At 68.4% G+C, this 23,632-nt stretch carries 22 protein-coding genes and 2 pseudogenes; 10 read left to right on the top strand and 14 right to left on the bottom strand.

The window, feature by feature from the left end:
• Positions 1-35: 35 nt before the first annotated feature.
• From L1066_RS15470 to L1066_RS15505, 9 genes and pseudogenes are all read right to left on the bottom strand, one after another.
• Positions 36-1,631 carry an AMP-binding protein gene (locus L1066_RS15470; protein ID WP_235737173.1) on the bottom strand — a complete coding sequence of 532 codons (1,596 nt, stop codon included), beginning with the start codon at positions 1,629-1,631 and terminating at the stop codon, positions 36-38.
• On the bottom strand, positions 1,631-2,317 hold the full coding sequence (locus L1066_RS15475) for an enoyl-CoA hydratase/isomerase family protein (RefSeq protein WP_235737174.1): 687 nt from the start codon (positions 2,315-2,317) through the stop codon (positions 1,631-1,633). The genes L1066_RS15470 and L1066_RS15475 overlap by 1 nt, the downstream gene beginning before the upstream one ends.
• A gap of 24 nt (positions 2,318-2,341) precedes the next feature.
• A pseudogene (locus L1066_RS15480) lies at positions 2,342-3,297 on the bottom strand (TIGR03619 family F420-dependent LLM class oxidoreductase).
• Positions 3,200-4,108 carry an alpha/beta fold hydrolase gene (locus tag L1066_RS15485; RefSeq protein ID WP_235737176.1) on the bottom strand — a complete coding sequence of 303 codons (909 nt, stop codon included), beginning with the start codon at positions 4,106-4,108 and terminating at the stop codon, positions 3,200-3,202. Before L1066_RS15485 ends, L1066_RS15480 begins: the two are co-directional and overlap by 98 nt.
• Positions 4,109-4,246: 138 nt before the next feature.
• Positions 4,247-5,749: an aldehyde dehydrogenase family protein gene (locus tag L1066_RS15490; RefSeq protein WP_235737177.1), complete on the bottom strand. Its 1,503-nt coding sequence runs from the start codon at positions 5,747-5,749 to the stop codon at positions 4,247-4,249.
• Between the two features lie 33 nt (positions 5,750-5,782).
• Positions 5,783-7,054, bottom strand: coding sequence for a TRAP transporter substrate-binding protein DctP (gene dctP, locus L1066_RS15495; RefSeq protein ID WP_235737178.1), 1,272 nt, complete (start codon positions 7,052-7,054; stop codon positions 5,783-5,785).
• Positions 7,055-7,131: 77 nt separating this feature from the next.
• Positions 7,132-8,631 (bottom strand): TRAP transporter large permease, encoded by a 1,500-nt coding sequence (locus L1066_RS15500; protein WP_235737179.1) that lies wholly within the window; start codon positions 8,629-8,631, stop codon positions 7,132-7,134.
• Positions 8,628-8,762, bottom strand: coding sequence for a hypothetical protein (locus L1066_RS26860; protein WP_283095455.1), 135 nt, complete (start codon positions 8,760-8,762; stop codon positions 8,628-8,630). The genes L1066_RS15500 and L1066_RS26860 overlap by 4 nt, the downstream gene beginning before the upstream one ends.
• Entirely contained in the window at positions 8,759-9,205 is a 447-nt protein-coding gene (locus tag L1066_RS15505; RefSeq protein ID WP_235737180.1) for a TRAP transporter small permease, read from the bottom strand. The genes L1066_RS26860 and L1066_RS15505 overlap by 4 nt, the downstream gene beginning before the upstream one ends.
• Positions 9,206-9,327: 122 nt before the next feature.
• Here L1066_RS15505 and L1066_RS15510 point away from each other — a divergent pair, with 122 nt between their 5' ends.
• Positions 9,328-10,305, top strand: a complete 978-nt coding sequence (locus L1066_RS15510) for an NAD(P)H-quinone oxidoreductase (protein WP_235737182.1) — start codon at positions 9,328-9,330, stop codon at positions 10,303-10,305.
• Between the two features lie 221 nt (positions 10,306-10,526).
• Here the strand turns inward: L1066_RS15510 and L1066_RS28760 are convergent.
• Together L1066_RS28760 and L1066_RS15525 are read right to left on the bottom strand one after the other, a co-directional pair.
• Positions 10,527-11,700 (bottom strand): annotated as a pseudogene (locus L1066_RS28760) (alpha-hydroxy acid oxidase).
• Positions 11,697-13,511: an FAD-dependent oxidoreductase gene (locus L1066_RS15525; RefSeq protein WP_235737185.1), complete on the bottom strand. Its 1,815-nt coding sequence runs from the start codon at positions 13,509-13,511 to the stop codon at positions 11,697-11,699. The pseudogene L1066_RS28760 and the gene L1066_RS15525 overlap by 4 nt, the downstream one beginning before the upstream one ends.
• A gap of 89 nt (positions 13,512-13,600) precedes the next feature.
• On the opposite strand from L1066_RS15525, the gene L1066_RS15530 reads away from it, so the two are divergent.
• The 3 genes from L1066_RS15530 to L1066_RS15540 all read left to right on the top strand — a co-directional run bounded on the left by L1066_RS15530 (position 13,601) and on the right by L1066_RS15540 (position 16,239).
• Positions 13,601-14,455, top strand: a complete 855-nt coding sequence (locus L1066_RS15530) for an enoyl-CoA hydratase (protein ID WP_235737186.1) — start codon at positions 13,601-13,603, stop codon at positions 14,453-14,455.
• A gap of 56 nt (positions 14,456-14,511) precedes the next feature.
• Positions 14,512-14,937: a universal stress protein gene (locus L1066_RS15535; protein WP_235737188.1), complete on the top strand. Its 426-nt coding sequence runs from the start codon at positions 14,512-14,514 to the stop codon at positions 14,935-14,937.
• A gap of 510 nt (positions 14,938-15,447) precedes the next feature.
• Positions 15,448-16,239 (top strand): ATP-binding cassette domain-containing protein, encoded by a 792-nt coding sequence (locus tag L1066_RS15540; RefSeq protein WP_235737189.1) that lies wholly within the window; start codon positions 15,448-15,450, stop codon positions 16,237-16,239.
• Between the two features lie 112 nt (positions 16,240-16,351).
• Here L1066_RS15540 and L1066_RS15545 read toward each other — a convergent pair whose 3' ends face one another.
• Together L1066_RS15545 and L1066_RS15550 are read right to left on the bottom strand one after the other, a co-directional pair.
• A complete protein-coding gene (locus L1066_RS15545; protein WP_235737191.1) occupies positions 16,352-16,915 on the bottom strand; it encodes an arsenate reductase/protein-tyrosine-phosphatase family protein in 564 nt (187 codons plus the stop codon).
• A gap of 21 nt (positions 16,916-16,936) precedes the next feature.
• Positions 16,937-17,785: a beta-keto acid cleavage family enzyme gene (locus tag L1066_RS15550; RefSeq protein WP_235737192.1), complete on the bottom strand. Its 849-nt coding sequence runs from the start codon at positions 17,783-17,785 to the stop codon at positions 16,937-16,939.
• 127 nt (positions 17,786-17,912) lie between these two features.
• On the opposite strand from L1066_RS15550, the gene L1066_RS15555 reads away from it, so the two are divergent.
• Positions 17,913-18,191 carry an excalibur calcium-binding domain-containing protein gene (locus tag L1066_RS15555; RefSeq protein ID WP_235737194.1) on the top strand — a complete coding sequence of 93 codons (279 nt, stop codon included), beginning with the start codon at positions 17,913-17,915 and terminating at the stop codon, positions 18,189-18,191.
• A 405-nt stretch (positions 18,192-18,596) separates the two neighbouring features.
• The gene (locus tag L1066_RS15560; RefSeq protein WP_235737195.1) at positions 18,597-20,120 is read left to right on the top strand and encodes a DUF222 domain-containing protein; all 1,524 of its coding nucleotides are present in this window, start codon (positions 18,597-18,599) and stop codon (positions 20,118-20,120) included.
• 100 nt (positions 20,121-20,220) lie between these two features.
• Here the strand turns inward: L1066_RS15560 and L1066_RS15565 are convergent, their stop codons facing one another.
• Positions 20,221-20,658: a VOC family protein gene (locus tag L1066_RS15565; protein ID WP_235737197.1), complete on the bottom strand. Its 438-nt coding sequence runs from the start codon at positions 20,656-20,658 to the stop codon at positions 20,221-20,223.
• 93 nt (positions 20,659-20,751) lie between these two features.
• Between L1066_RS15565 and L1066_RS15570 the strand changes: the two genes are divergently transcribed.
• The 4 genes from L1066_RS15570 to L1066_RS15585 all read left to right on the top strand — a co-directional run bounded on the left by L1066_RS15570 (position 20,752) and on the right by L1066_RS15585 (position 23,628).
• A complete protein-coding gene (locus L1066_RS15570; protein WP_235737198.1) occupies positions 20,752-21,285 on the top strand; it encodes a DUF2231 domain-containing protein in 534 nt (177 codons plus the stop codon).
• Between the two features lie 156 nt (positions 21,286-21,441).
• The gene (locus L1066_RS15575; RefSeq protein WP_235737199.1) at positions 21,442-21,615 is read left to right on the top strand and encodes a hypothetical protein; all 174 of its coding nucleotides are present in this window, start codon (positions 21,442-21,444) and stop codon (positions 21,613-21,615) included.
• A gap of 17 nt (positions 21,616-21,632) precedes the next feature.
• Positions 21,633-21,878 (top strand): hypothetical protein, encoded by a 246-nt coding sequence (locus L1066_RS15580; RefSeq protein WP_235737200.1) that lies wholly within the window; start codon positions 21,633-21,635, stop codon positions 21,876-21,878.
• 157 nt (positions 21,879-22,035) lie between these two features.
• Positions 22,036-23,628: a GMC family oxidoreductase gene (locus L1066_RS15585; protein ID WP_235737202.1), complete on the top strand. Its 1,593-nt coding sequence runs from the start codon at positions 22,036-22,038 to the stop codon at positions 23,626-23,628.
• The last annotated feature ends 4 nt before the right edge of the window (positions 23,629-23,632 follow it).

Below are 23,632 nucleotides of genomic sequence, written 5' to 3' on the forward strand. Positions count from 1 at the left end.
TCCGAGAACTCGACGCCCCGCCCCTGCGGCAGATGTCACGTCAAGACCTTGTAGGCGCCGTCCGCGTAGGCGCGGCGCATCCGTGCTTTGTCCGGCTTGCCCATCGAGGTCAGCGGGATCTCCTCGATCGCGACCCAACGCTCCGGGGTCCACCAGCGCGGAACGCGGCTCTGGAGCCACTGCTTGAGCTCCGGCACGTCGACCGCACCCGCCCGGGCGACCACCAGGGCCAGCGGGCGCTCCTGCCATCGTTCATCGGGGATCGCCACCACGCTCACGCTCACCACCTCGGGGTGCGTCTCGAGCGCCTTCTCCAGCTCGAGCGAGGAGATCCACTCGCCGCCGGACTTGATCACGTCCTTGAGCCGATCGGTGATCGCGACGTAGCCGTCGTCGGTCACGTAGCCGACGTCGCCGGTGGCGAACCAGTCCGCGCGATCGACGGTCCCGAGGTAGCCGGCCGTCACCCAGGGCCCGCGGACCTCGAACTCCCCCACCGTCCGCTCGCCGGGCTGCTCGGCGTGCTCGTCGCTGCGCACCCGCAGTTCGACGCCAGGCACGATCCGGCCGGCGTAGGTGCGCAGGTACTCCAGACTGGTCTGCGCGTCGGCGACTGCAGGCGGATGGCCCATCGAGTTGATGCCGATCGACTCGGTCATCCCCCAGCCCTGGATGATCGGCACGCCGCGGGCCCGGAATCCCTTGATCAGGTGGGCCGGGGGCGCGCTGCCGCCGGACACCACCAGCTTCAGACTGGAGAGGTCGACGCCGCCCTCCTCCCACCAGCTCAGCAGGTCGTTCCACAGGGTGGCCACCCCGACCGCATGGGTCACCGCGCTCTTCTCGATCAGGCCGCCGAGATTGGCCGGGGCCAGCGAGCTGCCCGGCAGCACGAGGTCGGCACCCGAGATCCACCCTCCGAGCGGCAGGCTCGCCGCGTTGGTGTGGTAGATCGGCACCGAGGCGAGGATCCGGTCGCCCTCGCCGATGCCGTAGACGTTCGGGGTGCAGATGATCTGCGCGTGCAGCCAGATGCTGCGGTGGGAGTAGACGACGCCCTTGGGCGGCCCGGTCGTGCCGCTGGTGTAGGCGATCACCGCCGCCTGCTGCTCCGAGGCGGGGCGCGGCAGCTCCGCGGAGGCCTCCTGGGCCACCACCTCCGCGAAGCGCGCGGCTCCGGAGGCAGACAGGCCCGCTCCCGGCTCGCCCACGACGACGAGGACCGGCGTGAGGTCGGCCTCGGTCAGCGCCTGCTGGCACTGCTCGAGCATGCTCGCATCCACGATGAGCACGTCGGGACGCACCTGGCTGAGCACATGTGCGTTCTGCGCGGCGTCCAGGCGCGGGTTCATCGGGTTCAGCACCAGGCCCGTGGAGGTGGTGGCCAGGTAGGTGACGAGGTGCTCGAGCTGGTTCCACATCATCGTGGCGACCACCCCGCCTGCTGGGCAGGCCTCGGCCCACAGCCAGCTGGCCAGGCGATCGGCCAGCTCCGCGACCTCGGCGAACGTGTCGGTGCGGAGGCCGTCGTCGGTGACGCTCACGACCCGCTTCGCCGCGTGCACCGATCGGCCGTGCCGGATCAGCGAGTCCAGGGTCAGCTGGACGTCCTGCATGGTGTGCTCGATCATCAGGCGCCTCTCGCCAGGGCGCGGACCAGCCAGCCGGTGGCCTGCTCGTCGAGCTCGTCAGCAGTCGGCCCGGTGCGGACGGCGGCGCGCAGATCGCGTAGGGCATCCGCACTCCGTCCGGCAAGCAGAGCCGCTAGGTCGGTGACCGCGGCAGCGAGCTGCTCCGCGGCGACGACGTCGTCGATCAGCCCGTCTGCCCTCGCCCGACCGGCCGGGATCCGCTCGGCCCGCACCATCAGGGCCAGAGCCCGGCGCGGCCCGACCAGCCGCGCCAGGGTGCTGGCCGCCGCGACCGGAGGCAGGCCGAAGCCCATCTCCGGGAACCAGAACCAGGCGTCTTCGGCAGCGAGGGTGAAGTCGGTGTTGAGGCAGATCTCGAAGCCGATGCCCACGCACGGGCCCTCGACCGCGGCGATGGTGGGAACCGGGCACTCGGCGATTGCGCGCACCGCTGCGCTCACCCGGCGCACATATGCGGCCGGGTCATCGAGTGCGGCTCGTGCCTCGTCGAGGTCGGCACCGGTGGTGAACATGCCGGGCGTGCTCGAGCCCAGCACCAGCACGCGGCTGCCGTCATCGGCGCACGCGGCAGCAGCAGCCGCGATCCGGTCGAAGTCGGCCCCGAGCATCCGGCTTCCCGAGGCGATCAACGGAACCCGCTTGATGCTGGCCTCCGCCTCAGGCATGCCGCGCCTCCCGAACCTGGCGGATCACCGCGGCCAGCGCTTCCAGGTGACCGTCCACCCTCGCAGACCCGCATGCTCGGCATCCACCGACACCTGGGTCGCGCCCGCTGCGAACCACGAGACGGCACGCTTCGCGGCGACGTCTGGGCCGCCTGAGACGAGCTGCACGCGGCCCTCGATGCCGAGCCGCAGGCCGCCTCGCCCGGCCTCCTGTGCAGCAGCCCCGACGACGGCGAGGTCCTCCTCGAAGCCGTGCTTTGGCACCCGCAGCGGAAGCCAACCGTCGGCCAGTCGCCCGACTCGGGCCAGGGGCGCGGCATGCGTGCTGGCACCGATCCAGATCGGCACGGCGCCGCTGGCGGGACGCGGGTTGAGCCCCACTCCGGCGAAGGAGTGGTATTCGCCATCGATGCCCACGACCTCGTCACGCCAGAGCCGCCGCATCACCTCGATCTGCTCCTCCACCCGGCGAGCACGAGCGGCGAACGGCACGCCGAGCGCCTGGAACTCCGGCTCGAGGTAGCCGAGACCGATGCCGAGGGTGAGCCGCTCCCCGAGAGCCAGGCGAGAGTGGCGGCCTGCTTGGCGACCAGCACGGCCTGACGCTGCGGGAGGGGCATAACCGCGGTCATGAACCGCAGCCCGGTGCGCGCGGCCAGGGCGGGGATCAGAACCAGCGGGTCCAGGAAGTGGTTCTTGGTCGTGTACGGCTCAGGACGCCCGAAGGGCGCGGTCTGGGGATGCGCGATCGGGTCGAGGCCGACCACGTGGTCGGCCATCACCACATAGCGGTAGCCGAGGCGCTCGATGCCCTCGGCCCAGGAGAACACGTTGTCGGGCGTGCACATCTCGTCCTGCGGCAGGAAGGCGCCGAGCTCGAACTCAGTCATTGCGGGCTCCTTCGAGCGAGGTGATGAAGTCGTGGATGTGCTGCCAGTAGACGTGGTTGGTCGAGCCGCTGACGCCGTGCGCGACGCCATCCAGCACCCGCACCTCGGCGCCGGGTCGGACCTCCCGTAACCGGGCGACCGAGCGGTCGCTCAGCATCTGCGACTCACGCGCACGCAGCAGTAGGACCGGCACCTCGAAGCGGGTCAGCACGGCATCGAGGCGGCGCCCGCGAGCATCGAGGTCGGGGTCGGTGTCGAACACCCGCGGGTCCCAGCGCCAGTAGCGGCGTCCGTCGCGCTCGACGAGGCTGCGCGACACCGCCGCGGCCGGCGGCGCGGGTTGGTCGGGATTGAGCAGGCCGAGCGCGGCTGCCGCCTGGTCGGCGACGTCGAAGCCGGAGAGGCTGGCCTCCAGGAACCGCTGCACGTCGCCCACGCCTGCGGGCTCCACCCACGGGGCGACGTCGACGAGCACCAGGCCGCTGACCGTGGTGTCGAGGTCGAGCGCCTCGATCGCGGCGTCCCCGCCCTGCGAGTAGCCGACCAGGTAAACCGGCGCGGTGGCCGAGACCAGCAGTGGAGCAAGATCCTGCGCGTTGCCGGCAGAGGAGTACTCGCCGCCCGGTGCATGGTCGGAGTCGCCATGCCCGCGCGAGTCGAAGATGACGGAGGCGAAGCCTGCCTCAGCAGCTTCGGCGGCTGCCTTGCGCCAGGAGTGCCGGCTCTGCGCGATGCCATGGGCGAAGATCACCGTGCCGCGCTCGCCGGATCCGAACCTCTCCCCGCGATGCGCAGTCCATCGGGCGCCCGCCATGTCGTCGGGGCCGCGTCCAGCGTCGGCCGGCTCATGCTCACCCAGTGTCTCCCGTCTGCGAGCGGAGGCTGATAGTGTGCCCCGCATCACATGATGCTATTCCTCATGATCTTTGACTGTCAAGCAATTCTCAGGAGGAATGGGCGCACGCCCCGAAATGAACGAATCCCCTTGCAGGCAAGGGGATTCGTCGCACGTGCTGGGCAGATCGTCGGGTAGTGATCCTCAGTAGTTCTTCGACCAGACGCTCTTACGCCGGGTGTACTCGTCGAGGGCGGGCGCGCCGAGGCTTCGCCCGTATCCCGACGCCTTCGCACCGCCGTAGGAGACCGCCGCGTCAGTCACCTGGTAGCAGTTGGTCCACACCGTGCCAACGTCGAGCGCATCGGCCGCCCGGTTGGCCCGAGCGATGTCGCGGGTGAAGACGCCTGCTGCGAGCCCGAACTCGGTCTGGTTCGCCAACCGGTAGGCCTCCGCCTCGTCGGTGAACGGCATGACCGACATGACCGGACCGAAGATCTCTTCGCGGGCGATCGTCATGTCGTTGCGGACGCCGGCGAAGATCACCGGCGCCACGTAGTTGCCGCCCTCGGAATCCCCGACGCTGCCACGCCAGGCCACCGAGGCTCCCTCCTGCTGCCCGATCTCGACGTACCGCTCGACCTTGGCGCGCTGGTCGGGCGTAATCAACGGGCCCATGGTGGTGGCCTCGTCGAAGGCATGGCCCACCCGCAGGTCGGCAGAAAAGGCAATCGCTGCCTCGAGGAAATCGTCGTAGACGTTGGCGTGCACGAGCGTCCGGGTGCCGGCCGTGCAGACCTGGCCGGAGTTGTTCCACACCGATCCTGCCGCCGCGGCAGCAGCCACCTCGAGATCGGCGTCGGCGAAGACGAGCACGGGCGACTTGCCGCCCAGTTCGAGGTTCACCCGCTTGAAGGTCTGAGCGGCCGCTGCGGCAAGCGCCTGACCGGTCCGAACCGAGCCGGTGAAGGAGATCCGGTTGATGCCGGGATGCGCCACCATCGCGGCACCGACCTCGCCATCGCCGTGAACGACGTTGAAGACGCCCTCGGGCACTCCTGCCTCCAACGCGAGGCGCGCCATGTAGGTGGCGCTGAGCGGGGTGTGCTCGGCCGGCTTCAGCACGACCGAGTTGCCGGCCGCGAGAGCCGGTGCGACCTGGGCGAAGATCGCACCCGGGCCGTTCCACGGCTTGATCACCCCCATCACTCCGACCGGCTCGATCCGCTCCTGCACGACGTAGTCCGGACCCGCCGGCGGGAGCGATCCGGCCAGCTTGGTGGGCCAGCCGGCGAAGTAGCGCAGCGCGTTGGCCGAGTAATTCGCAATGAACCCTGCGTACCTGCGCAGGATGCCCGCGTCCAATGCGTCGAGGTCGCCGATGATCTCGGCGTGCTCCTCCAGCAGCCCGGCGAGCCGGATCAGGATCGCCTCCTGTGCGCGCGGCGTCAGCCGCCGCCACCGACCGTCCTCGTAGGCGGCACGAGCGGCCGAGACCGCTGCGTCGAGGTCACTCGCGCCACCCCGCGCGACGTTGCCGAAGGCACGCCCGGTCGACGGATTGACCATCTCGCGACTGCGACCGTCGAGCGACCCGACCTCCTTGCCGCCGATCACGTGCGGCACCACGCCCCGCTCGATGAAGCGGGCTGCCTCGGTCGCCACCGCGACCTCGTCGATGCTCCCCGTAGGGATCTGATCGTTCATGTGCGAACTCGCTCCTCAGGATTCAGGCAGGATTCAGGACGGACGCGAGGTCTTGGCGACCTCACGCCAGGCGTCCATGAAGGCGGTGAAATCGACCTCGTTCTCCGCGAGGTACGCGGGCAGGTCCGCGTAGTCGACCTCGGTGTCGTAGCCGAGTTCGCCGACCTTGCCCTTCCAGGTCTCGGAGCCCGAGCGGATCGCCTCCACCAGGGCGCTGCCGTCCTGGATCGCCTTGTTGTCGGCCACGGCGTTGAGGAACTCCTCGTTGCCCTTGTCGAGCTCGCTCTGGGCGGCCTCGTCGAGACCAGCGATGGTGCCGTTCTTCTCAGGTACGAGCTCCAACACCTGGCGGTACATGTCGAGCAGGCCCTCCATGTTCGACAGCACGAACACGTCGGCGCGGTCGTACATCAACTGCTGGGCCACCAGCGGCAACTCGTCCCACTTGGCCTGGCTGATCGCCAGCGCGGAGGGCACCTGCCCAAAGGAAGTCTTAGAGTCCAAGATGACGTGAGGTGCCACCGAGAGCAGGTCGCCGAGCAGGACGACCGTCGCACCGGCGTAAGCACAATCGAGGACACCGCGCTGCAGCGCCTCGTAGACCTCGGCGTAGTCGAGCGAGACCGGGCTCATCCCGAGCGCCTTGGCCTCGGCGGCGTGGGCGCTTCCGGAGATCCGAACCTGCGCACCCGCAAGGGAGTCGAGGTCGCGTCGGGCGTCGCTGCAGAAGATGCCGTTGATGCCACCGGTGAAGGCGGGGGCGAGCACCTTCATTCCGCGGGCGGCGAACTCGTCGTCGACCGCGCCGTCGCTGTTGACGATGTCGGTGATGTAGCCGTGTGGCGCCATCACCATCTCCAACGGGTTGCCGTTGCCCATGTAGCTGGTGTCGGAGAGCGCGGCGTAGGTCGGGTAGAGGTCGGGTTCGTAGCCCGCCATCACACTGCCGACGTCGAGGCGCCCGTCGGCGAGCGCGTCGTCGACCTCGGTAGGTGCGGCGGTCGCGTTGGACCACGAGATGTCGAAGGTGATCTTGCCGTCCGACCACTCCTCGATGGCGCTGAAGTAGTCCTCGAAGTTCTTGCCGACCGGCGATCCCTTGGGTGCCGGCGACTGGGTGAACAGCGAGATCGGCTCGACGTCGGCGAACGCCTCCTGGTACTCCTCCTTGGTCGCGCCGAAGGAGACGCCCTCGCCTCCGGACTGGTCACCGGCGGCGTCCTCGGCGCAGGCCGAGAGCGCGAGGGCGCCGACGAGGCCGAGGGCGCCGAGCACGGCGAAACTGCGACGGCGGGGGTTGCTCATGATGTTTCCTCCAGATGACAGGGATGCGTGGTTGCGTGCGGGAAGGGGCCGCCGGGCCGAGTCACGGCGACTCCGCCTCACCCGCTGGTCAGATCGGGGATCGTCGTGGCTATCTCGGGGAAGAAGATGAGCAGCAGGCTGACGATGATGGCCATTGGCAGGAACCAGGCCGCGGCGACGAAGACGTCGCCGAGCGTGATCCGCTGACCGCCGTTGACCTCGGGGTCCTTGACGATGCTGTAGATGATGAACGACAAGATGCCGACCGGTGGCGAGACCACCGCGAGCTCGCCCATGAAGACCGCGAACACTCCGAACCAGAGCAGCGAGATCTCCAGGTTCTCCAGCGTCGGGATCAGGATCGGAACGGTGAGCACAAGCATCGGCAGCGGCTCGAGGAAGGTGCCGAGCACGATGTAGACCACCAGCATCATCAGCAGGAAGGTGGTGCGATTGAGGTCCATCGACTCGACCCACTCGGAGAACCCGTTGGTGATCCCGGTCAGGACCATCATGCGGGAGAGCATCTCGACCCCGATGAGCATGAAGAAGATGGCGCCGACACTGCTGATGGTCGCCACGGCAGCGTCTGCGACGGCCCGGAACGGACCGTCCTTGCGGCGCCACCACAGGGTGATCAGCAAGGAGAGCAGCGCGGCGGAGGCTCCGGACTCGGTGGCGGTGAAGGTGCCCGACAGGGTCCCCCAGATGATCAGGGCGACCAACACCGGGAGCGGCCAGATCGGCAACAGCGAGCGGAACCGGTCGGGCCAAGTGGTCTCGCTGCGCACGGCGAGCCGGGTGTCGGCACCGGACCAAGCGGGGCGCATAATCGCCATCGCCACGATCATTATCGTGAACATGACGGCCACCAGCACGCCCGGGCCGACGCCCGCCATCAGCTGGGGTCCGACCGGGACCTCGGCGATGCCGGCGTAGATGACCAGCATGATGCTCGGCGGGATCAGCTGACCGGGCAGGCCGGCCACGATCACTGCCCCGATCGCCATCCGCTTGTCGTAGCCCGCCTTCAGCATCTCGGGGATGCCGATCCGAGCCAGGGTGTAGGTCATCCCGACCGAGGATCCGCTGACCGAGGCGAGGCCGGCGCCAGCGAGGTTGGTGCCCACCGCCAGTCCACCCGGCACCCAGCCGAGCCACCGCTGAGCGGCGGAGTAGATGGAGTCAGTGAGACCGGCCTTCCAGAGCAGCAGGCCCATCAGCACAAACATCGGGATCACGCTGAGCGACCAAGTCGCCGTCTCCCCGTAGGGCATGGTCGCCATCGTCGACTCGACCAGCATGGTCCCGCGCAGTGCGTAGAGACCGAGCAGCGACGGAATCATCATCGCCAGCGCGACGGGCATCCGCAGGAAGATCAGCGCCAGCATCATGACGCAGCCGAGCACGCCGATCGCCTCGGGGACGAGCGGCAGGAACATGCCGATCGTGCAGGCAGCGACCGTACCGAGGCCGATGCTGAAGATCGTCCAGGAGCGCAGGCCTGTCACCATCGACGGAGCGGGCCCGCCGCCGGCGGCGGAGGGTGCGGGACGCTCGGACACTTCGGTGGTCATCGGACCGCCTCCTTGGCTTCGGTCGGCTCGTCGGTGCCGATGAACTCGTTGAACTCGGCCTCCTCGATCGACTCCTCGGCGACCCCGAAGCGGATCGTGCTGTAGGCGGCGTGCAGGAACTGCAGCGTCATGACGCCGAAGGCGAGGGGCGCGAGGTAGTAGGGCTGCCAGGCAGGCACCGGGGTGATCCCCGCGTGCTTACCGATCTCTCGGGCGAACTGTGCCTCCCCAAGCCGAACTTGGCCAGCGCAGCGACCAGCACCGCGGCGACCAGATAGAAGGAGGCGAGCACGAATCGGCGGCTCACCGTGGGCAGCATCTGGAAGATCAGGTCGGCGGCGATGTGCTGGCCCCGGCGCTGCGCGGCCATGAAGCCGAGGAAGGCGAGGATCGGCATGTACCAGTACTGCGTGATCTCCAGCGTGTAGTCGATCGGGCTGCCGAAGTACCTGCGAAGAACCGCGTTGAGCGTGACGTGCACCATCATCACGAACGTGACGATGACCGCGGGCACCTCGATGGCGAGATCGCCGGCCTGAGACCAGCGCGAACGATGGCTGTGACTTGGGGGCATTTTCGAAGATCCACTCCGTTGCAGATGACGTCGCCCTGCGTGACGCCGACCACAGAGTCTGGCAAGAGAATCGCCCGCCGTCAAGATTTCTCATGACGAATTATTCGACCTATGCTCGACTCGTGAAAGCAGTCATCGCATCTGAACCAGGCACGCCCGACGTCCTCGCTCTGCAGGATCTGCCCACCCCCGAGCCCGGCCCCGGAGAGGTGGCCATCGACGTAGTCGCAACCGCCGTCAACCGGGCCGACACCCTGCAGCGCCAGGGCTACTATCCACCCCCAGCCGGGGCCTCCGACATCATCGGGCTCGAATGCAGCGGCGTGGTCGCTGCCGTCGGCGACGGCGTCACCCGCTGGGCACCCGGCGACGAGGTGTGCGCCCTGCTCGCCGGCGGTGGCTACGCCACCCGCGTGATCGCACCGGAAGGTCAGGTGATGGCCGTGCCAGACGGCGTGGACGTTGCCTCGGCGGCCGCCCTTCCAGAGGTCGCCGCGACCGTGTGGTCCAACGTCTTCATGGGTGCCGGCCTGCGCAGCGGCGAGATCTTCCTGGCGCACGGCGGCGCGGGCGGGATCGGCACGTTCGCGATCCAGGCCGCCAGCGCTCTCGGCGCACGGGTCTTCGCCACCGCAGGCAGCTCCCGCAAGACCGATCTCTGCCTCCGACTCGGAGCGGAGGGCGTGATCAACTACCGCGAGGACGACTTCGTCGAGATCCTGCGCGCAGCGACCGACGGCCACGGCGCCGACGTCATCTTGGACAACATGGGCGGCTCCTACCTGGGCCGCAACGTCGACGCACTGGCCATGGGCGGGCGACTCGCGATCATCGGCATGCAGGGCGGAACGCGCGGCGAGCTCAACATCGGTAAGTTGCTCACCAAGCGAGGCACCGTGCTGGCGACCTCGCTGCGGCCGCGGCCGATCGAGGAGAAGTCCGCCATCTGCCGCGAGGTCGAGAAGCAGGCCTGGCCACTGGTCGCCGCGGGCCGGATCCAGCCGATCATCCACGCCAGCCTGCCACTCGCCGAGGCTGCGGAGGCGCACCGGATGCTCGAGGCCAGCGACCATGCCGGGAAGATCCTGCTCACCGCTTGATTCGTCGAGGTCGCCGCTGTGACCCCACAACTAGGCCATTCATCCTGCTAGATTCGTGATCGAGTCAAGCTGGCTTGGATCCTCGGCAGCGTCGTATCGGCGGTCGCCCAGCACGCGCCCTGCGACGTCTACATCGCGCACACCAACTGAGCCGTACCGGCCGGGGCGGCGTCTCCGCTCCCGGCCGGCGGCCCAGTTCATGTCTCAGCCGCCAAGCGTCCTCAGTGAGCCGGCAGCAGGTGCTCGTGGCCAAGGTCGGCCACTGCGCGCACGCCCATCAGATGCAGGGTGCGCCGCAGCTCCGCCTCGAAGATGGCAAGCACGTCCGTGACCCCGGCCTCTCCCGCTCCTGCGAGTCCGTACACGTAGGGCCGCCCTGCCAGGACGCCTCGCGCACCAAGCGCGAGGGCCTTGACGACATCGGTGCCGGAGCGGACGCCGCCGTCCATGAGCACCTCCACCCGATCGCCCACCGCAGCGGCCACCTCCCGCAGCACATCGAGAGTGGCGGGCGCGGAGCCGAGCTGCCGTCCGCCGTGATTGGAGACGACGACGCCGTCCGCACCGATCTCCGCAGCACGCACGGCGTCCTCGGCGTCGAGGACGCCCTTGACGAACATTGGGCCGGCCCACTGATCCCGCATCCAAGCGAGGTCGGACCAGTCGAGGTCCGGCCGCAGGTTGACCGCCTGGCGCTGGGCCGTCTCCAGCATCCGAGCACTCTGGCCGGGCGCGACCAGATTGCGCAGAGCCACCCGGCGGTGGCGCAGATACCGCGCTGCCCATGCCGGTCGCATGCCTGCGGAGAGTATCCGCCCCGGGGTGAGAACCGGCGGGATACCCATCCCGTGACGGCGCTCCCCAGCCGGTTGCCGACGACCGGCACGTCGACGGTCACGAAGAGCGCGGTGTAGCCGGATCGCCTCGCACGAGCCAGCAGCGCGCCGGTCAGCTCGCGATCACCCCACGGGTAGAGCTGGAACCAGTGGTCGGCCGACGTTGCTTCGGCGACCTCCTCGATGGAGTAGCTGGAGCCGGTGCTCAATACCAGCCGGGTGCCCGCCCTCTCGGCGGCACGCGCCGCGGCGAGGTCACCCTGCCAGTGCACGGCGCCGATCAAGCCGGTCGGAGCCAGCACGACAGGGAGGCTCAGCTCCTCCCCGCGATCTTCGCAGTGAGGTCGACCTCAGCTATCCCGGCGAGCGCCCGCTGCCGCAACGACCAGGCGGCGAACGCCTGCCGGTTGCCACGCAGCGCAGACTCGTCGTCGGCGCCGTTCTCGACGTACTCCCACACCATCCGCGGCACACGACGATGCGCGCGCCGTCGCCAGTCCTCCACCGTCAGCGGTGCGCGATCGGAGCGCACCTGGACTTGGAAGGGGCCGACTCTCATCGGGACGCGGCATCGCGCCCGGCGATGTAGCCGAAGGTCATGCCGAGCGTGATCGTGCCTCCGGCACCACCATAGAAGCCCTGCGTGGTCGCACCGCCCGCATTGCCGGCCGCGTAGAGCCCGGGGATCACCGCGCCGCTGGCGTCGAGAACGCGCGCGTGGTGGTCCGTGCGGGGGCCGCCAATCGTCCCGATCGCACTGGTCTCGATGCGCACCGCGAAGTAGGGCGGCCTGTCGATCGGGCCGAGCGCGCCAGTGGCCGGGTTCTTCAGCGCAGGCCGCATCAACGTGGCAAGGGGGCGAACCAGCTGCTTGCGCATCCGGTCAGGCCGACGGGCACGGGCCACGCGCCCGAGCACCAGACCGGCGGCGGGGCCGATCAGCTTGGCGATCCGCTTGCGCATCCGCTCCGCGAAGGTGGGCGCCCACGAGTTCAGCGAGAGTCTGCCCAAGAACGGGTTGTGATCGCCGAAGAAGCGCTCGAAGGTGGAGGTGCCACGCCCGAACCAGGGGTCACGGCCCTTGGCGGCCTCGGGGTTGTAGACCTTGACGGTGCGTACCAAGCCCTCGGGATCGACGCCGATCTTCGCGGCTAGCTCCTCAAGCGTCGGGGCCTGGTGGACGTTAGGAGGATACTCGCCACCCGGCTCGACGCCGAGGAAGCTGTAACGGCGGTGGTAGTACTCGTCGAAGATCATCCAGGCGCTGGAGTTCGGCATGTCCCCGTTCTCGTCGGGGGTCCGCATCACCGCGCCGAGGTCGTTGTAGGACACGGCCTCGTTGGCGAAGCGCTCTCCCGAGTCGTTGACCATGATCGTGTGCGGCAGCGCCCGCTCGCCCTGCACCAACCTGCTGATCGGGCGGCCGTCGAGTTCCTCGCCAGGAACCTGGATGCCCGGCTGCCACCAAGCTTGATCGATCGACACAAGGTCGGCGCCCACCTCCTCGACGAGCGCCAGCGCGTCACCGCGATGGCCGCGAGGGCTCACCTGAATCGGGAACGGCTTGCCGAGGTGGCGAGCGGTCAGCTCGTCGGAGTCCTCGAAGCCGCCGGTCGCGATCACCACGCCCTTGCGCACCGCGACGGTCCAGGTGCCGCCGGCGACCTGGACGTCGACGGCGTCGACACATGCATCGCTGCGGCCGAGCCGGACAACGCGGGCCTCCGTGCGCACGTCGACGCCCTTGACCAGACAGGCCTCGAGGAAGGAGCCGATCATCGCGTAGCCGGCCATCCAGACGCCCTGGATCCCGTTGATCAGCCACAGCGGAAGCGGGTTGCGCGCCATGCCGGACTTCTTGGGCGGCCGCACGAGGGCAGCCGCATCGCCGAGGACTGAGGGCGCGAACGGCCCGGGGAACAGCGAGCGGAAGCTCGAGGCGCCCTGGATGTCAGAGGTGTAGTCAGGCCAGGCGACCGGGATCCAGCTCAGATAGGTGTGCTCCTCCACGAAGCGCGCGACCTTGGGCGCCTGGTCGATAAAGGTGTCGATGATGTCGTGGTCGAGGGTCTGGTCACGGCCCTGGCCCAACAGGTAGGTGCGCGCCTCCTCGGCCGAGTCCTCCGTGCCCAGCGCGCCGTAGGAGAAGCGGTGGTTCGGCACCCAGACCGCGCCGCCGGAGATCGCGGTGGTGCCGCCGATCAGGCTCTCGGACTCCAGAACGAGCACGGAGGCGCCATCGACCGCTGCGCTCAGGGCGGCTGCCATTCCGGAGGCTCCGGAGCCGACCACGACGACGTCGACCTCGGTCGGAAGGCCCAGCTCCGCAGCACTCCCGACCGACCCGGCAAACGACCTCACAGTTTTCATCGCAACCTCACCCTGAGTAGTCCAAGTTGTGTTCTGAGCCACAAGGTACCACAGTTCATCATGATGAATTAGCCTTGAAAGGAAGCCCGATGTCCGCCACCGAACCCGTGGTCACCTACCGCACCGACGGCGCGGTCACTCACGTGCAGATGAACCGGCCGCACTACCGCAACGCCCAGAATTCGGCCATGACCTATGCCCTCGACGATGCCTTCACTCGCGCCGTCAACGACGACGAGGTCAAGGTGATCGTGCTCGAGGGCGCCGGCGACCACTTCAGTGCCGGGCACGACATCGGGACGCCGCAGCGCGACATCGACCAGTCCTTCCCGCGGCGTGCCTCCATGCAGTGGGACCACGTGGGGCGCAGCGGCGCGGACGCCCGACTGGCTCGGGAGTCGGAGGTCTACCTGGGGATGTGCCGCCGCTGGCGTGACATTCCCAAGCCGATGATCGCCAAGGTGCAAGGCGCCTGTATCGCCGGCGGGCTGATGCTCGCCTGGACCTGCGACTTCGTGATCGCGAGCGACGACGCCCACTTCGCGGATCCCGTGGTGCGGATGGGGATCCCAGGCGTGGAGTACTTCGCCCACCCCTGGGTGACCAATCCCCGCGCCGCCAAGGAGCTCCTGTTCACCGGCGACCCGATCAGCGCAGCCCGAGCCGAGGCGCTCGGGATGGTGAACCACGTCGTACCGCGCGCCGCCCTGCACTCCACCACCACCCGGATCGCCCATCGCATCGCGGCCATGCCCAGCTTCGGGCTCAGCCTGGCCAAGCGCGCGGTCAATCAGGCCGAGGACGCCCAAGGCATGCGACTGGGCATGGATGCAGCCTTCGGGCTGCACCACGTGGCGCATGCCCACAACGTGGAGATGGGCACCGATTCGCTGGCCGGCATGGACGTGGCAGCCATACGTTCGGCCCGGCCAAACCTGTCCTGACCGCTATTTATCATGCTAAATTCTTGAGCACCCGACCAGCCTAGGAGGACCCAAGCATGCCGAAGCTCATCATCGTCGGAGTCGACGGGAATGCTCCGGCCGAGCAAGCCGCAAGGATCGCGGCCGACCTCGCCCGTGCCACCAGCTCAGGCCTCCATGTCGTCTGCGCCTACGGCCGTGAGGAGGTGGCCGAGATCGAGCTCGACGGCCCCGGCACCGCCCGCGTCTCCATCGCGGAGGAGTCGGCCGACATCGCCGCCCGCACCGCCTCAACCCTCGGCGAAGGCATCGAGCACGTCACCAGCGCAGCCATCCAGGGCCGTCCCGCCGAGGTCCTCGTCGCCGAGGCCGAGCGCCTCGAGGCCACCTTGATCGTCACCGGCAACAAGCGCGCCCAGGGGCCCGGCCGCCTGCTCGGCAGCATCGCCGCAGCAGTGACCCATCACGCGCCCTGCGACGTCTACATCGCCCACACCAACTGAGCCACCCCGATTGTCCCTAACAGATTTGTAGTTTCCGGCCGGGGAGGTCAGCCGGCATCGCGATGGTCTACCAGGAGAACTCGCTGGTCGACAACATGTCGGTGACCCAGAACCTGTTCCTGAGCCAGGCCAGCCACTTCAACGTGCTCGGACGCTTGAACGTGCGAGCACGCCACCTCCTGCAGTCACACAACTCCACATCGAGCCGGCCGCACAGGTGGCCAACCTCGGAGCGGCACAGAAGCAGATGGCCGAGATCGCTCGTGCCGTCCACCAGGAGGCGAAGCTGATCATCTTCGACGAACCGACCGCATCGGTGACGCCCGAAGAGGCCCAGCAGCTCTTCCTCTCCATGCGAGAGCTCAAGAAGCGCGGCGTCGGCCTCGGGTTCATCACGCACAACCTTGAGGAGACGCTGGCCTACTCCGACCGGGTGACGATCATGCGCGAGGTGTCGTCCAGAGGACTGCGCCGACCTCGGAGTTGGATCGCGACGCGATCGTCCACGGAATGGTCGGGCGCGACGTGGTCTACGCCCGTCACGGCGGCACCGTCGAAGCCGGGTCCACCCCGACCCTGGAGGTGGACAACGTCACGATGGGAACCGTCGTGCAGAACATGTCGTTCTCCGCCTACCCCGGGCAGGTGCTCGTCCTCGCCGGCCTGGTCGGTGCAGGCCGGACGGAGACCGCGATGGTGGCGGTCGGTGCGATGAAGCGTCGGAGGATCGGTGGCGGCGAGATCCGCCTCGAGGGGAAGCCGGTGCGGTTCGGCAACCCGCGTCAGGCCATCCGCGCCGGAATCGTCTACATCACCGAGGATCGCAAGAACCTGGGCATCTTCGCCGACCAGTCGATCTACGACAACATCGCGATCGGCCACATGGGCGTCTCGCACCCGGTTCCGCTCACCATGTCGAAGCGGCGTAAGCGATCGATCGCGGAGAAGCTCGTCGAACGGTTCCAGGTGCGCACGCTGAACCCCGACAAGGCGAAACTGGTCGAGCTCTCGGGTGGAAACCAGCAGAAGGTGCTGCTCGCCAAGGGCCTGACCAAGCTGCCGAAGGTGGTCATCTTCGACGAGCCCACCCGCGGTGTCGACGTCGGCGCCATCGAGGACATCCACGCAGCCATCCGCGAGTACGCCGAGCAAGGCGTGGCGGTGATCGTCATCTCGTCGTACCTGCCGGAGGTGCTCTCGCTCGCCGACCGGGTGCTGGTCGCCCGCGGAGGCCGCGTCGTCGCGGAGTTCAGCGCGGAGGAGGCCAACGAGGAGAACATCATGTTCGCCGCCGTGCACTGATCGTGTCTCCGACGGTTCCGGTCGGGCCGCTGCAAGGGGCCCGACGAGGAGTCGCGCCGGCGGTTGGCACTGGCGGCAACCCTCGCTGCAGCACCCGGAGGTAGCCCTGCAGCTAGCCGGCGTCGAGCGTGGCCAGTACGTCGGCAATCCGCCGGGTGGCCTCGTCGATCTGGACGGCGACCGCGTCGAAGACGTCGGCCGTGCGTCCGATCGGGTCGACGATGTTGAACTGCTCGACCGGAATCGTGCCCCGCAACTGGCCGGCTGCCCTGACCAGCGACGGCAGGTTGCGGTGCCCGGGGGCGAGGTCTCCCACGGCGGCTTCGGCCAGGGCCGCGAACTCGGTGATCGTGAAGCTGCGCGCCATCACCCGCGGTGTCTCCTCGAGGAGAGTGGAGCGGATCGACTTGGTCGCAGCGAGCACGACGTCGGCCTCCATCGCGATCTGGGAGACCGCTTGGCGCGCCACGAAGTCCTGCGCCTCCCCACCCCGGTCGGCGAGCGTGCGCGCAGCCTCCGGATGCATCGGATGACCGGCCATCGCGCGTACGCCGGCCGACGTCACCTCGAACTCCTTGCCGACGCCGAGCTCATCGAGCTGCTGGCGCAGCAATCGCTCACCCAGCGGGGAGCGGCAGACGTTGCCGATGCAGACGAAGAGGACGGAACTTGGCACCAGCAAAGCCTAGGGGTGCACTCAGGCGGCGCTCCCACCGGACTGATGTCGCGCGGTGTTGAGCAACGCGTGCGCCTGGGCCGGGGTCATCGGCTGACGCTGGGCGAGCCGGCCCAGCGCAGCAGCACGCTCGACGAGTTGTGCATTGCGTTCCACCGGCACACCCTTGGCCAGGGTGAGCACGTCCTCCATGCCCACTCTCAGGTGCCCGCCCTTGGAGAGGGACGCGAACGCCACGGGCAGCGCGCTGCGGCCGATGCCCGTGGCCGACCACGAGGTGACCCCGGCGGGAAGTGCGGCAACAGCGGCGACCAAAGCGTCCGGCGTACCGGGCATCCCACCCGGCACTCCCATCACGAGATCGATATGGACGCGACCGCCGAAGGGTGGGCCCTCCTGGTCGAGCAACCGGTTGAGCGAGGCGACGTGGCCGAGATCGAAGAGTTCGAACTCCGGTACCACCTGACGCTCGATGCTCTGCTGATAGAGGTCGACGACGAAGGGCCAAGGATTGAGGAAGACGTCGTCGCCGAAGTTGGTGGTGCCCATCGTGAGCGAACAGGAGTCCGGCTCGGCCTCCAACACCCGCAGCCGCGACTCCAACGGGTCGTGCACCGAGCCACCGGTCGACAACTGCACCACCAGGTCGGTCTCCTGCCGCAACGCCTGGACCGTCTCCTTGAGCCGGCCGAGGTCGAGCGTGGGCCGGTGCTCCCCGTCGCGGATGTGCACGTGCACCATCGCTGCCCCGACGAGCTCGCACTCCTGCGCCGTGGACACCAGCTCTGCCAACGTGGTCGGCAACTGTGGACAGGCTTCCTTCGTTGTCTCAGCTCCGGTCGGTGCCACGGTGATGAGGAGGTCAGCCATCCATGGATCCTGCCACGGGGGTGGGGTGGAGTCACGCGATTCGGGGACGCAGAGGTGGTCCAGACGAGCACGCCGCAGATTCGGCGTTCGGCTGCGCCCGGCAACCTGCAGACCTACGGTGACGCGCATGAGCAGAATGACTGGATTGTTCGTGGCCGGGGCACTGTCGCTGGCACCCCTCCTGGTGGTGGCGTCGCCCGCCGACGCCGCGATGACGTACTCGTCGTGCGCCAAGCTCTCGAAGGCGTTCCCCAATGGGGTGGCGAAGTCGAAGCAGGCTGCGAACAAGCAGGTGAGGCAGGGCAACCGGCGACCGGCATCCGGAAAGCGCGCCCAGAAGGTCTATTGGCAGAACTACAAGCGTCTGGACCGCGACAAGGACGGGACTGCCTGCGAGCGTCGCTGATCACCTCGGCCGCGGGGCGAGGGGCCGGTGACCCACGGTGCGCAGAAGGCGCCGACCAACTCAGCAGTGCGACGGCACCACACGAAGTGCCCCACTCCCGCAGGGGTCCCAGAAGGGGCGTGCCGGCCCAGAACTGCGCGGATGCCGGGGCAGAGGCAACGACCACACGCGCATTCGGCTTCCGCAACACGAGTCCGAGTCCACGAGGGCTCGTGCTGGCGCTCCCGACGTCAGAGCTGCGCGTCCGAGAGCGGCTGGCCAGTACCGCGGCCACTCACCCTGAAGTCGCGCAAAGCGGTCGACGAGAGCACCCGAATGGGAAACGCCGCGATTCGGCAGGGATCTCTGCCGAGGAGTTCCTGATATCTTCTTGCGCTCGAACATATGTTCGATTAAAATGAGTCCATGACCCAACTCTGGGCGGACAGCAGCGCAGTCGACCTGCTGCAGGCTGCCGCCGAGACACTGCACCGACGCCGGCTCGAAGAAGTCACCGAACTCGAAGTGCTCGCAGCCTGGGCTGACGTCCACTCCGCCGACGGCCCGGGATCCGGCCCGTTGATCCACCCCGGCGGACAAGGAACACCCGGGGTGCAAGACCACGCCATGGGCGAGATCGCCCTGGCCCGCCACACCGGCGTGATGGCCACCATCAACGCCACCGCCGACGTCCTCGACCTACGCCACCGCCTCCCGTCGACCTGGGCCAAAACCAAGGCTGGTGTCGTCGACGTGTGGGTGGTCCGCAAGATCGCCCGCCTCACCCGCCACCTCCCCCACGCAGCAGTCGGGCTGGTCGACACCGCCATCGCCCCGATCCTGGAGCGCGAAGGCACCGGACGGATCCTCGACATCACCGCCGCCAAGATCATCGAAGCCGACCCCGACCTCCACAACACCCGCGTCGAAACCGAGAAGCAACGCCGCTACGTCAACCTCGGCCAAACCGACGAACACGGCCTACGCACGCTGATCGCCCGGTTAGAGGCCGGGGACGCCACCTATGTGGAGGCCACCGTGGCCCGGGTCGCCGAGATCCTCAAGGCACGTCATGACGACCACACCCCCGGAGAGCTACGAGCCAAAGCACTCGGCTACCTCGCCCGCCCCGCCGAACTATTGGCGTTGTTGACAGCGAACACCGACCCCCACAGCCGACTCGACCCCCACCTCCCCCACGACCCCTGGAACCCCACCCCACCCACCGGACCCGAACCCACCGGAACCGACAACGAGGACGCAGACCAGCCGCCGTTGAACAAGGCGATCGCGTTCCCCACCGACCTCCTCGACCGACTCACCGAGGTCGACTGGAGCATCCTGCGGCCCAAGCACAGCCTCTACGTCCACCTCCACGAAACAGCCCTGCACGGCACCGTCGGCGTCGCGAGGGTCGAAGGGCTGGGCGCGATGACCCTGGCCCAACTCCACGTGCTCCTCGCCGGAGCAACCGTGGTGGTCAAACCGGTCATCGACCTCCACGACCAGATCCGCGCCACCGCCTACGAACACCCCGAGTCGTTGAAGGAGCGGGTGCACCTCACCACCGGCGGCGACTACTGGCCCTGGGCCAACTCCACCAACAGACGCCTCGACTACGACCACGTCCACCCCTACCAACCCGAAGGGGGTGACGGGCAGACCGGGACCGACAACTCGGGACCCCTCGGCAGGCGCCACCACCGCTACAAAACCCACGCCGGCTACCGGGCCACACAAACCGGACCTGGGGAATACGTATGGACCACACCCCACCAACAGGCATTTCTCGTCGACCACACCGGATCACGGCAGATCGACCCCGAGGTCGCCGAAGCACTCATCAACCGACCCCGATGGCACGAGCAGGCACCCCGACCGCCAGCCCACGCACCGCCACCCGACAACGCACCACCCGACCCCCTCAACCCCTTCAACCACGCAGCCTGACAAGGGCCACCGGAGGCTGGTCTCGACAAGCTCGACCAACGGCAGGGCGACCTGGTCTCGACAAGCTCGACCAACGACAGCGGGCTCGACCTCTGGGGCTTCAGGTGAGTTGCTCGAACAAGGACACGACGATCCCTTCGGGACCTCGGACGTAGGCCATCCGCACACTGCCCTGGTATTCACCGATGCCGCCGACGAGCCCATAGCCGTCTGCCGCGACCGCGTCGACGGCCGCCTGAAGGTTCTCGACCTCGAAGGACACGTTGCGCAGGCCGAGTTCGTTGGCCATCGCGCCCGGCGACCCGGGCAGGTGGTCGGGCGTCACGAACCTTGCGAGCTCGAGTCGGCCCCCACCGGGCGAAGCCAGCATCACGAGCTCACAGTGCGCACCGGGTATGCCGCAGACGGTCTCCACGAACTCGCCCTCCACTGAGCCGGTGCCCTCGACCTCTAGGCCCAGTCCGACGAAGAATGCCGTTGCCACCTCCAGGTCAGCGACGGTGATGCCGATGTGGTCGAAACGTCGTACGTGCGTCATGCGACCATCCTGCGCCCATGACCTGTGCCGAGTCGACGGAAACGGCCTGTTGTCTCCTGGCTCACGGCCGCCGAGGCGGCGTATGCTCAGGTCGTGTCCTCGGTGTCCTTGGCACAACGGGTGTTCCGGAGCGTGGGCGAGAGTCCCGTATCGGAGCAGGTGGCCAACGCCCAGACGAAGCTCTACGGACCATTGCTCAAGTGGGCCAGACGCAGCCCCATCCACACCGACGCCCTCGGTCATTCACTGCACCCCGTGCTCACCGACGTCACGCTCGGGTGCTGGCTCAGCGCGTCCGCGCTCGACCTGGCTGGCCCGGACTCCCACCGCAGCGCAAAGCTGTTGGTGGGACTCGGCCTGGTCGCCTCCGTGCCCACCGCGCTGGCAGGCGCCGCGGACTGGGCGGAGATGTCAGGTGAGGAGCGCCGAATCGGCGCCATCCACTCGCTGAGCACGGACGTGGCCACGTTCCTCTTCCTCGGCTCCCTGGCCGCACGGATGCGGGGCCACCACGCGGCGGGCTCCCGGTTCGCCCTCGCCGGAAACCTGGTGCTGGCGGGCGCAGGACTCCTCGGCGGACACCTGGCTCTCACCCGGGGAACCGCGGATCGGACCCCACGCGCCTGAGACCCCGGCCGGCTACTTCAACGCCTCCGCACCGCCAGCGACGACTCCGGCGCCGTCCGACTCGTTGCTCGAAGCAGTTCGACCACGCCGCAGAACGGGGACTCCCGGACGGGCGGGTTGGCCGCGCGGCGGCGACTTCGCAGGCAGACTCAGGTCATGATCGCTCCCGAGCCTTCACGCCCTCCCCCGCAGCAGGTCCTTCGGCTGGGAGCCGCCGCCGTCGTACTCGCACTCTTCGCGGCAGCCATGTGGTTCGCCTGGTTGGGATGGGACCACGACTACTACGAGGTCGACGGCGTCCCGCAGGGCCCTACCGGGCCTGGCAGGTGATCGGATGCGGTCTGTCCGTGGCGGTCGCCGCGGTCGTCGCCTTCCATTGGACGCGGGGCGCGTGGGCAGTCTTCGTACTGGCGGGTGCCGGGATCATCGGGTTCGCGGTGCCGTGGACCAGGGACGCGGCCGCGACCGATGAGAGCGGCATGTTTGTGGTCGGTCTCCTGCTCCTGCTGGCCGGTGGCGGACTCGGACTCACGCTCCTCCTGGCCCTCACGAACGCGGTCACCTCCCGTCGGCAGTCGCGCCGGAACCGCTGAGACGACCTTCAGTCCAGCGTCGATTCCCGCATCCGGCCCGGCGGGGACGGCGCGCAGTGCCGTCATGTGGGCGGCACTGTCGGAGCTGCTCGGCCAACAACCACTTGGGCCTATCCTCGAGCGCAGGAGCACCAACCACGTCTCGAGAGCTGCGCGAATGGACTACGACTACATCATCGTCGGTGCCGGAGCGGCAGGTTCGGTCCTTGCCCATCGCCTGTCGGAGGATCCCCGGAACGAGGTCCTGCTGCTCGAGTACGGCGGCAGCGACAGGAACCCGATGATCTACATCCCCAAGGGATTCTTCTTCACGCTCAAGGGTGACCGATACACCTACCACTACAAGACGCAACCGGTCGGGCCGAGCGGACAGGTCGAGGACTGGACCCGTGGCAAGCTGCTGGGCGGCTCGACAGCGGTCAACGGCATGATGTGGACCCGCGGGGCGAAGGCCGACTTCGACGGCCTGGCCGAGCGGGGCAATCCGGGGTGGGGCTGGGAGCAGGTCCTGCCGGCCTACAGGTCGATGGAAGACCACAACCTCGGGGTCTCGGACCTGCGCGGAGCCGGAGGCCCATTGGGTGTGTCGGTGATCGAGAACCACGACGAGGTGGTCGAGGCGATCCTCGGATCGGCGCAGACCCATGGGTGGAACCGCGTCGACGACATCAACGCCCACGACGACGAGCGCGTCGGCTTCACACCGGCCACTGTCAAGGACGGCCGCCGCACCAGCGCCTACAGCGCCTTCGTCCGCCCCGTGCGCAAGCGCCCCAACCTGACCGTCCAGACCCGCACCCGGGTGGGGCACCTGCTGTTCGAGGGCAAGCGCGTGGTTGGTGTCCGTGCCCGCACGGGTGATCAGAGGCACGACTACAAGGCACGCCGGGAAGTCATCCTCTCGACCGGCACCGTCGAGACGCCACTGCTGCTCGAGCGTTCCGGCATCGGCCGCGGCGACATCCTGCGCGGTGCGGGCATCGACACGGTCGCAGAGAGCCCCAACGTGGGAGAACGCGTCATCGAGCAGCGAGGCGTCGCGACCCAGGTGCGGCTGAAACAGCAGATCGGGCCGACCCAGGCGCTCAACACCGTCCCGAAGCAGGGGTGGGAAGGCCTCAAGTACCTGTTCAATCGCAAGGGGCCGATCGCGACCGGCGGCTACGACCTGATGATGCAGTTCAAGTCCGACCCATCGCTGGAGCGACCCGACATCCAGGGGCTCTTCGTGCCCATGGCCCTGGACACCACCGCTGCGACCATGAAGTTGGCGAAGCACTCGGGAATCATGTTCCTGGGCTACCAGATCCGCCCGACCACTGCCGGCTCGATCCACCTGTCAGGCAAGCTCCCGGAGAACGCGCCGATCATCGACGCCCGATTCCTGGAGGACGAGAACGACCGCTCGGTGACGTCGACCATCCTGGACACCGCCCGCACGGTGCTGGCCCAGGGCCCGATCGCGGACTACATCCTCGACGAGGAGTATCCCGGCCCGGGCGTGTCCACACCCGACGAGGTTCTCAGGTACTCCCTCGACACCGGCGCCGGCATCTTCCACGCTGTCGGCTCGGCCGCCATGGGGCCCGAGGACGATGACGTCGTCGATCCCCAGTTGCGGGTCAGAGGAGTCGAAGGCCTGCGTATCGCCGATGCCTCCGTCCTCCCTGTCCAGGTCTCCGGCAACACCGCCGCCCCGGCGATGGCGATCGGTTGGATCGCCGCGGATCACATCCTCGCGGATCGCTGACCAA

Origin of the sequence: Nocardioides alcanivorans (assembly GCF_021555175.1) — a bacterium.
Classification (GTDB): domain Bacteria; phylum Actinomycetota; class Actinomycetes; order Propionibacteriales; family Nocardioidaceae; genus Nocardioides; species Nocardioides alcanivorans.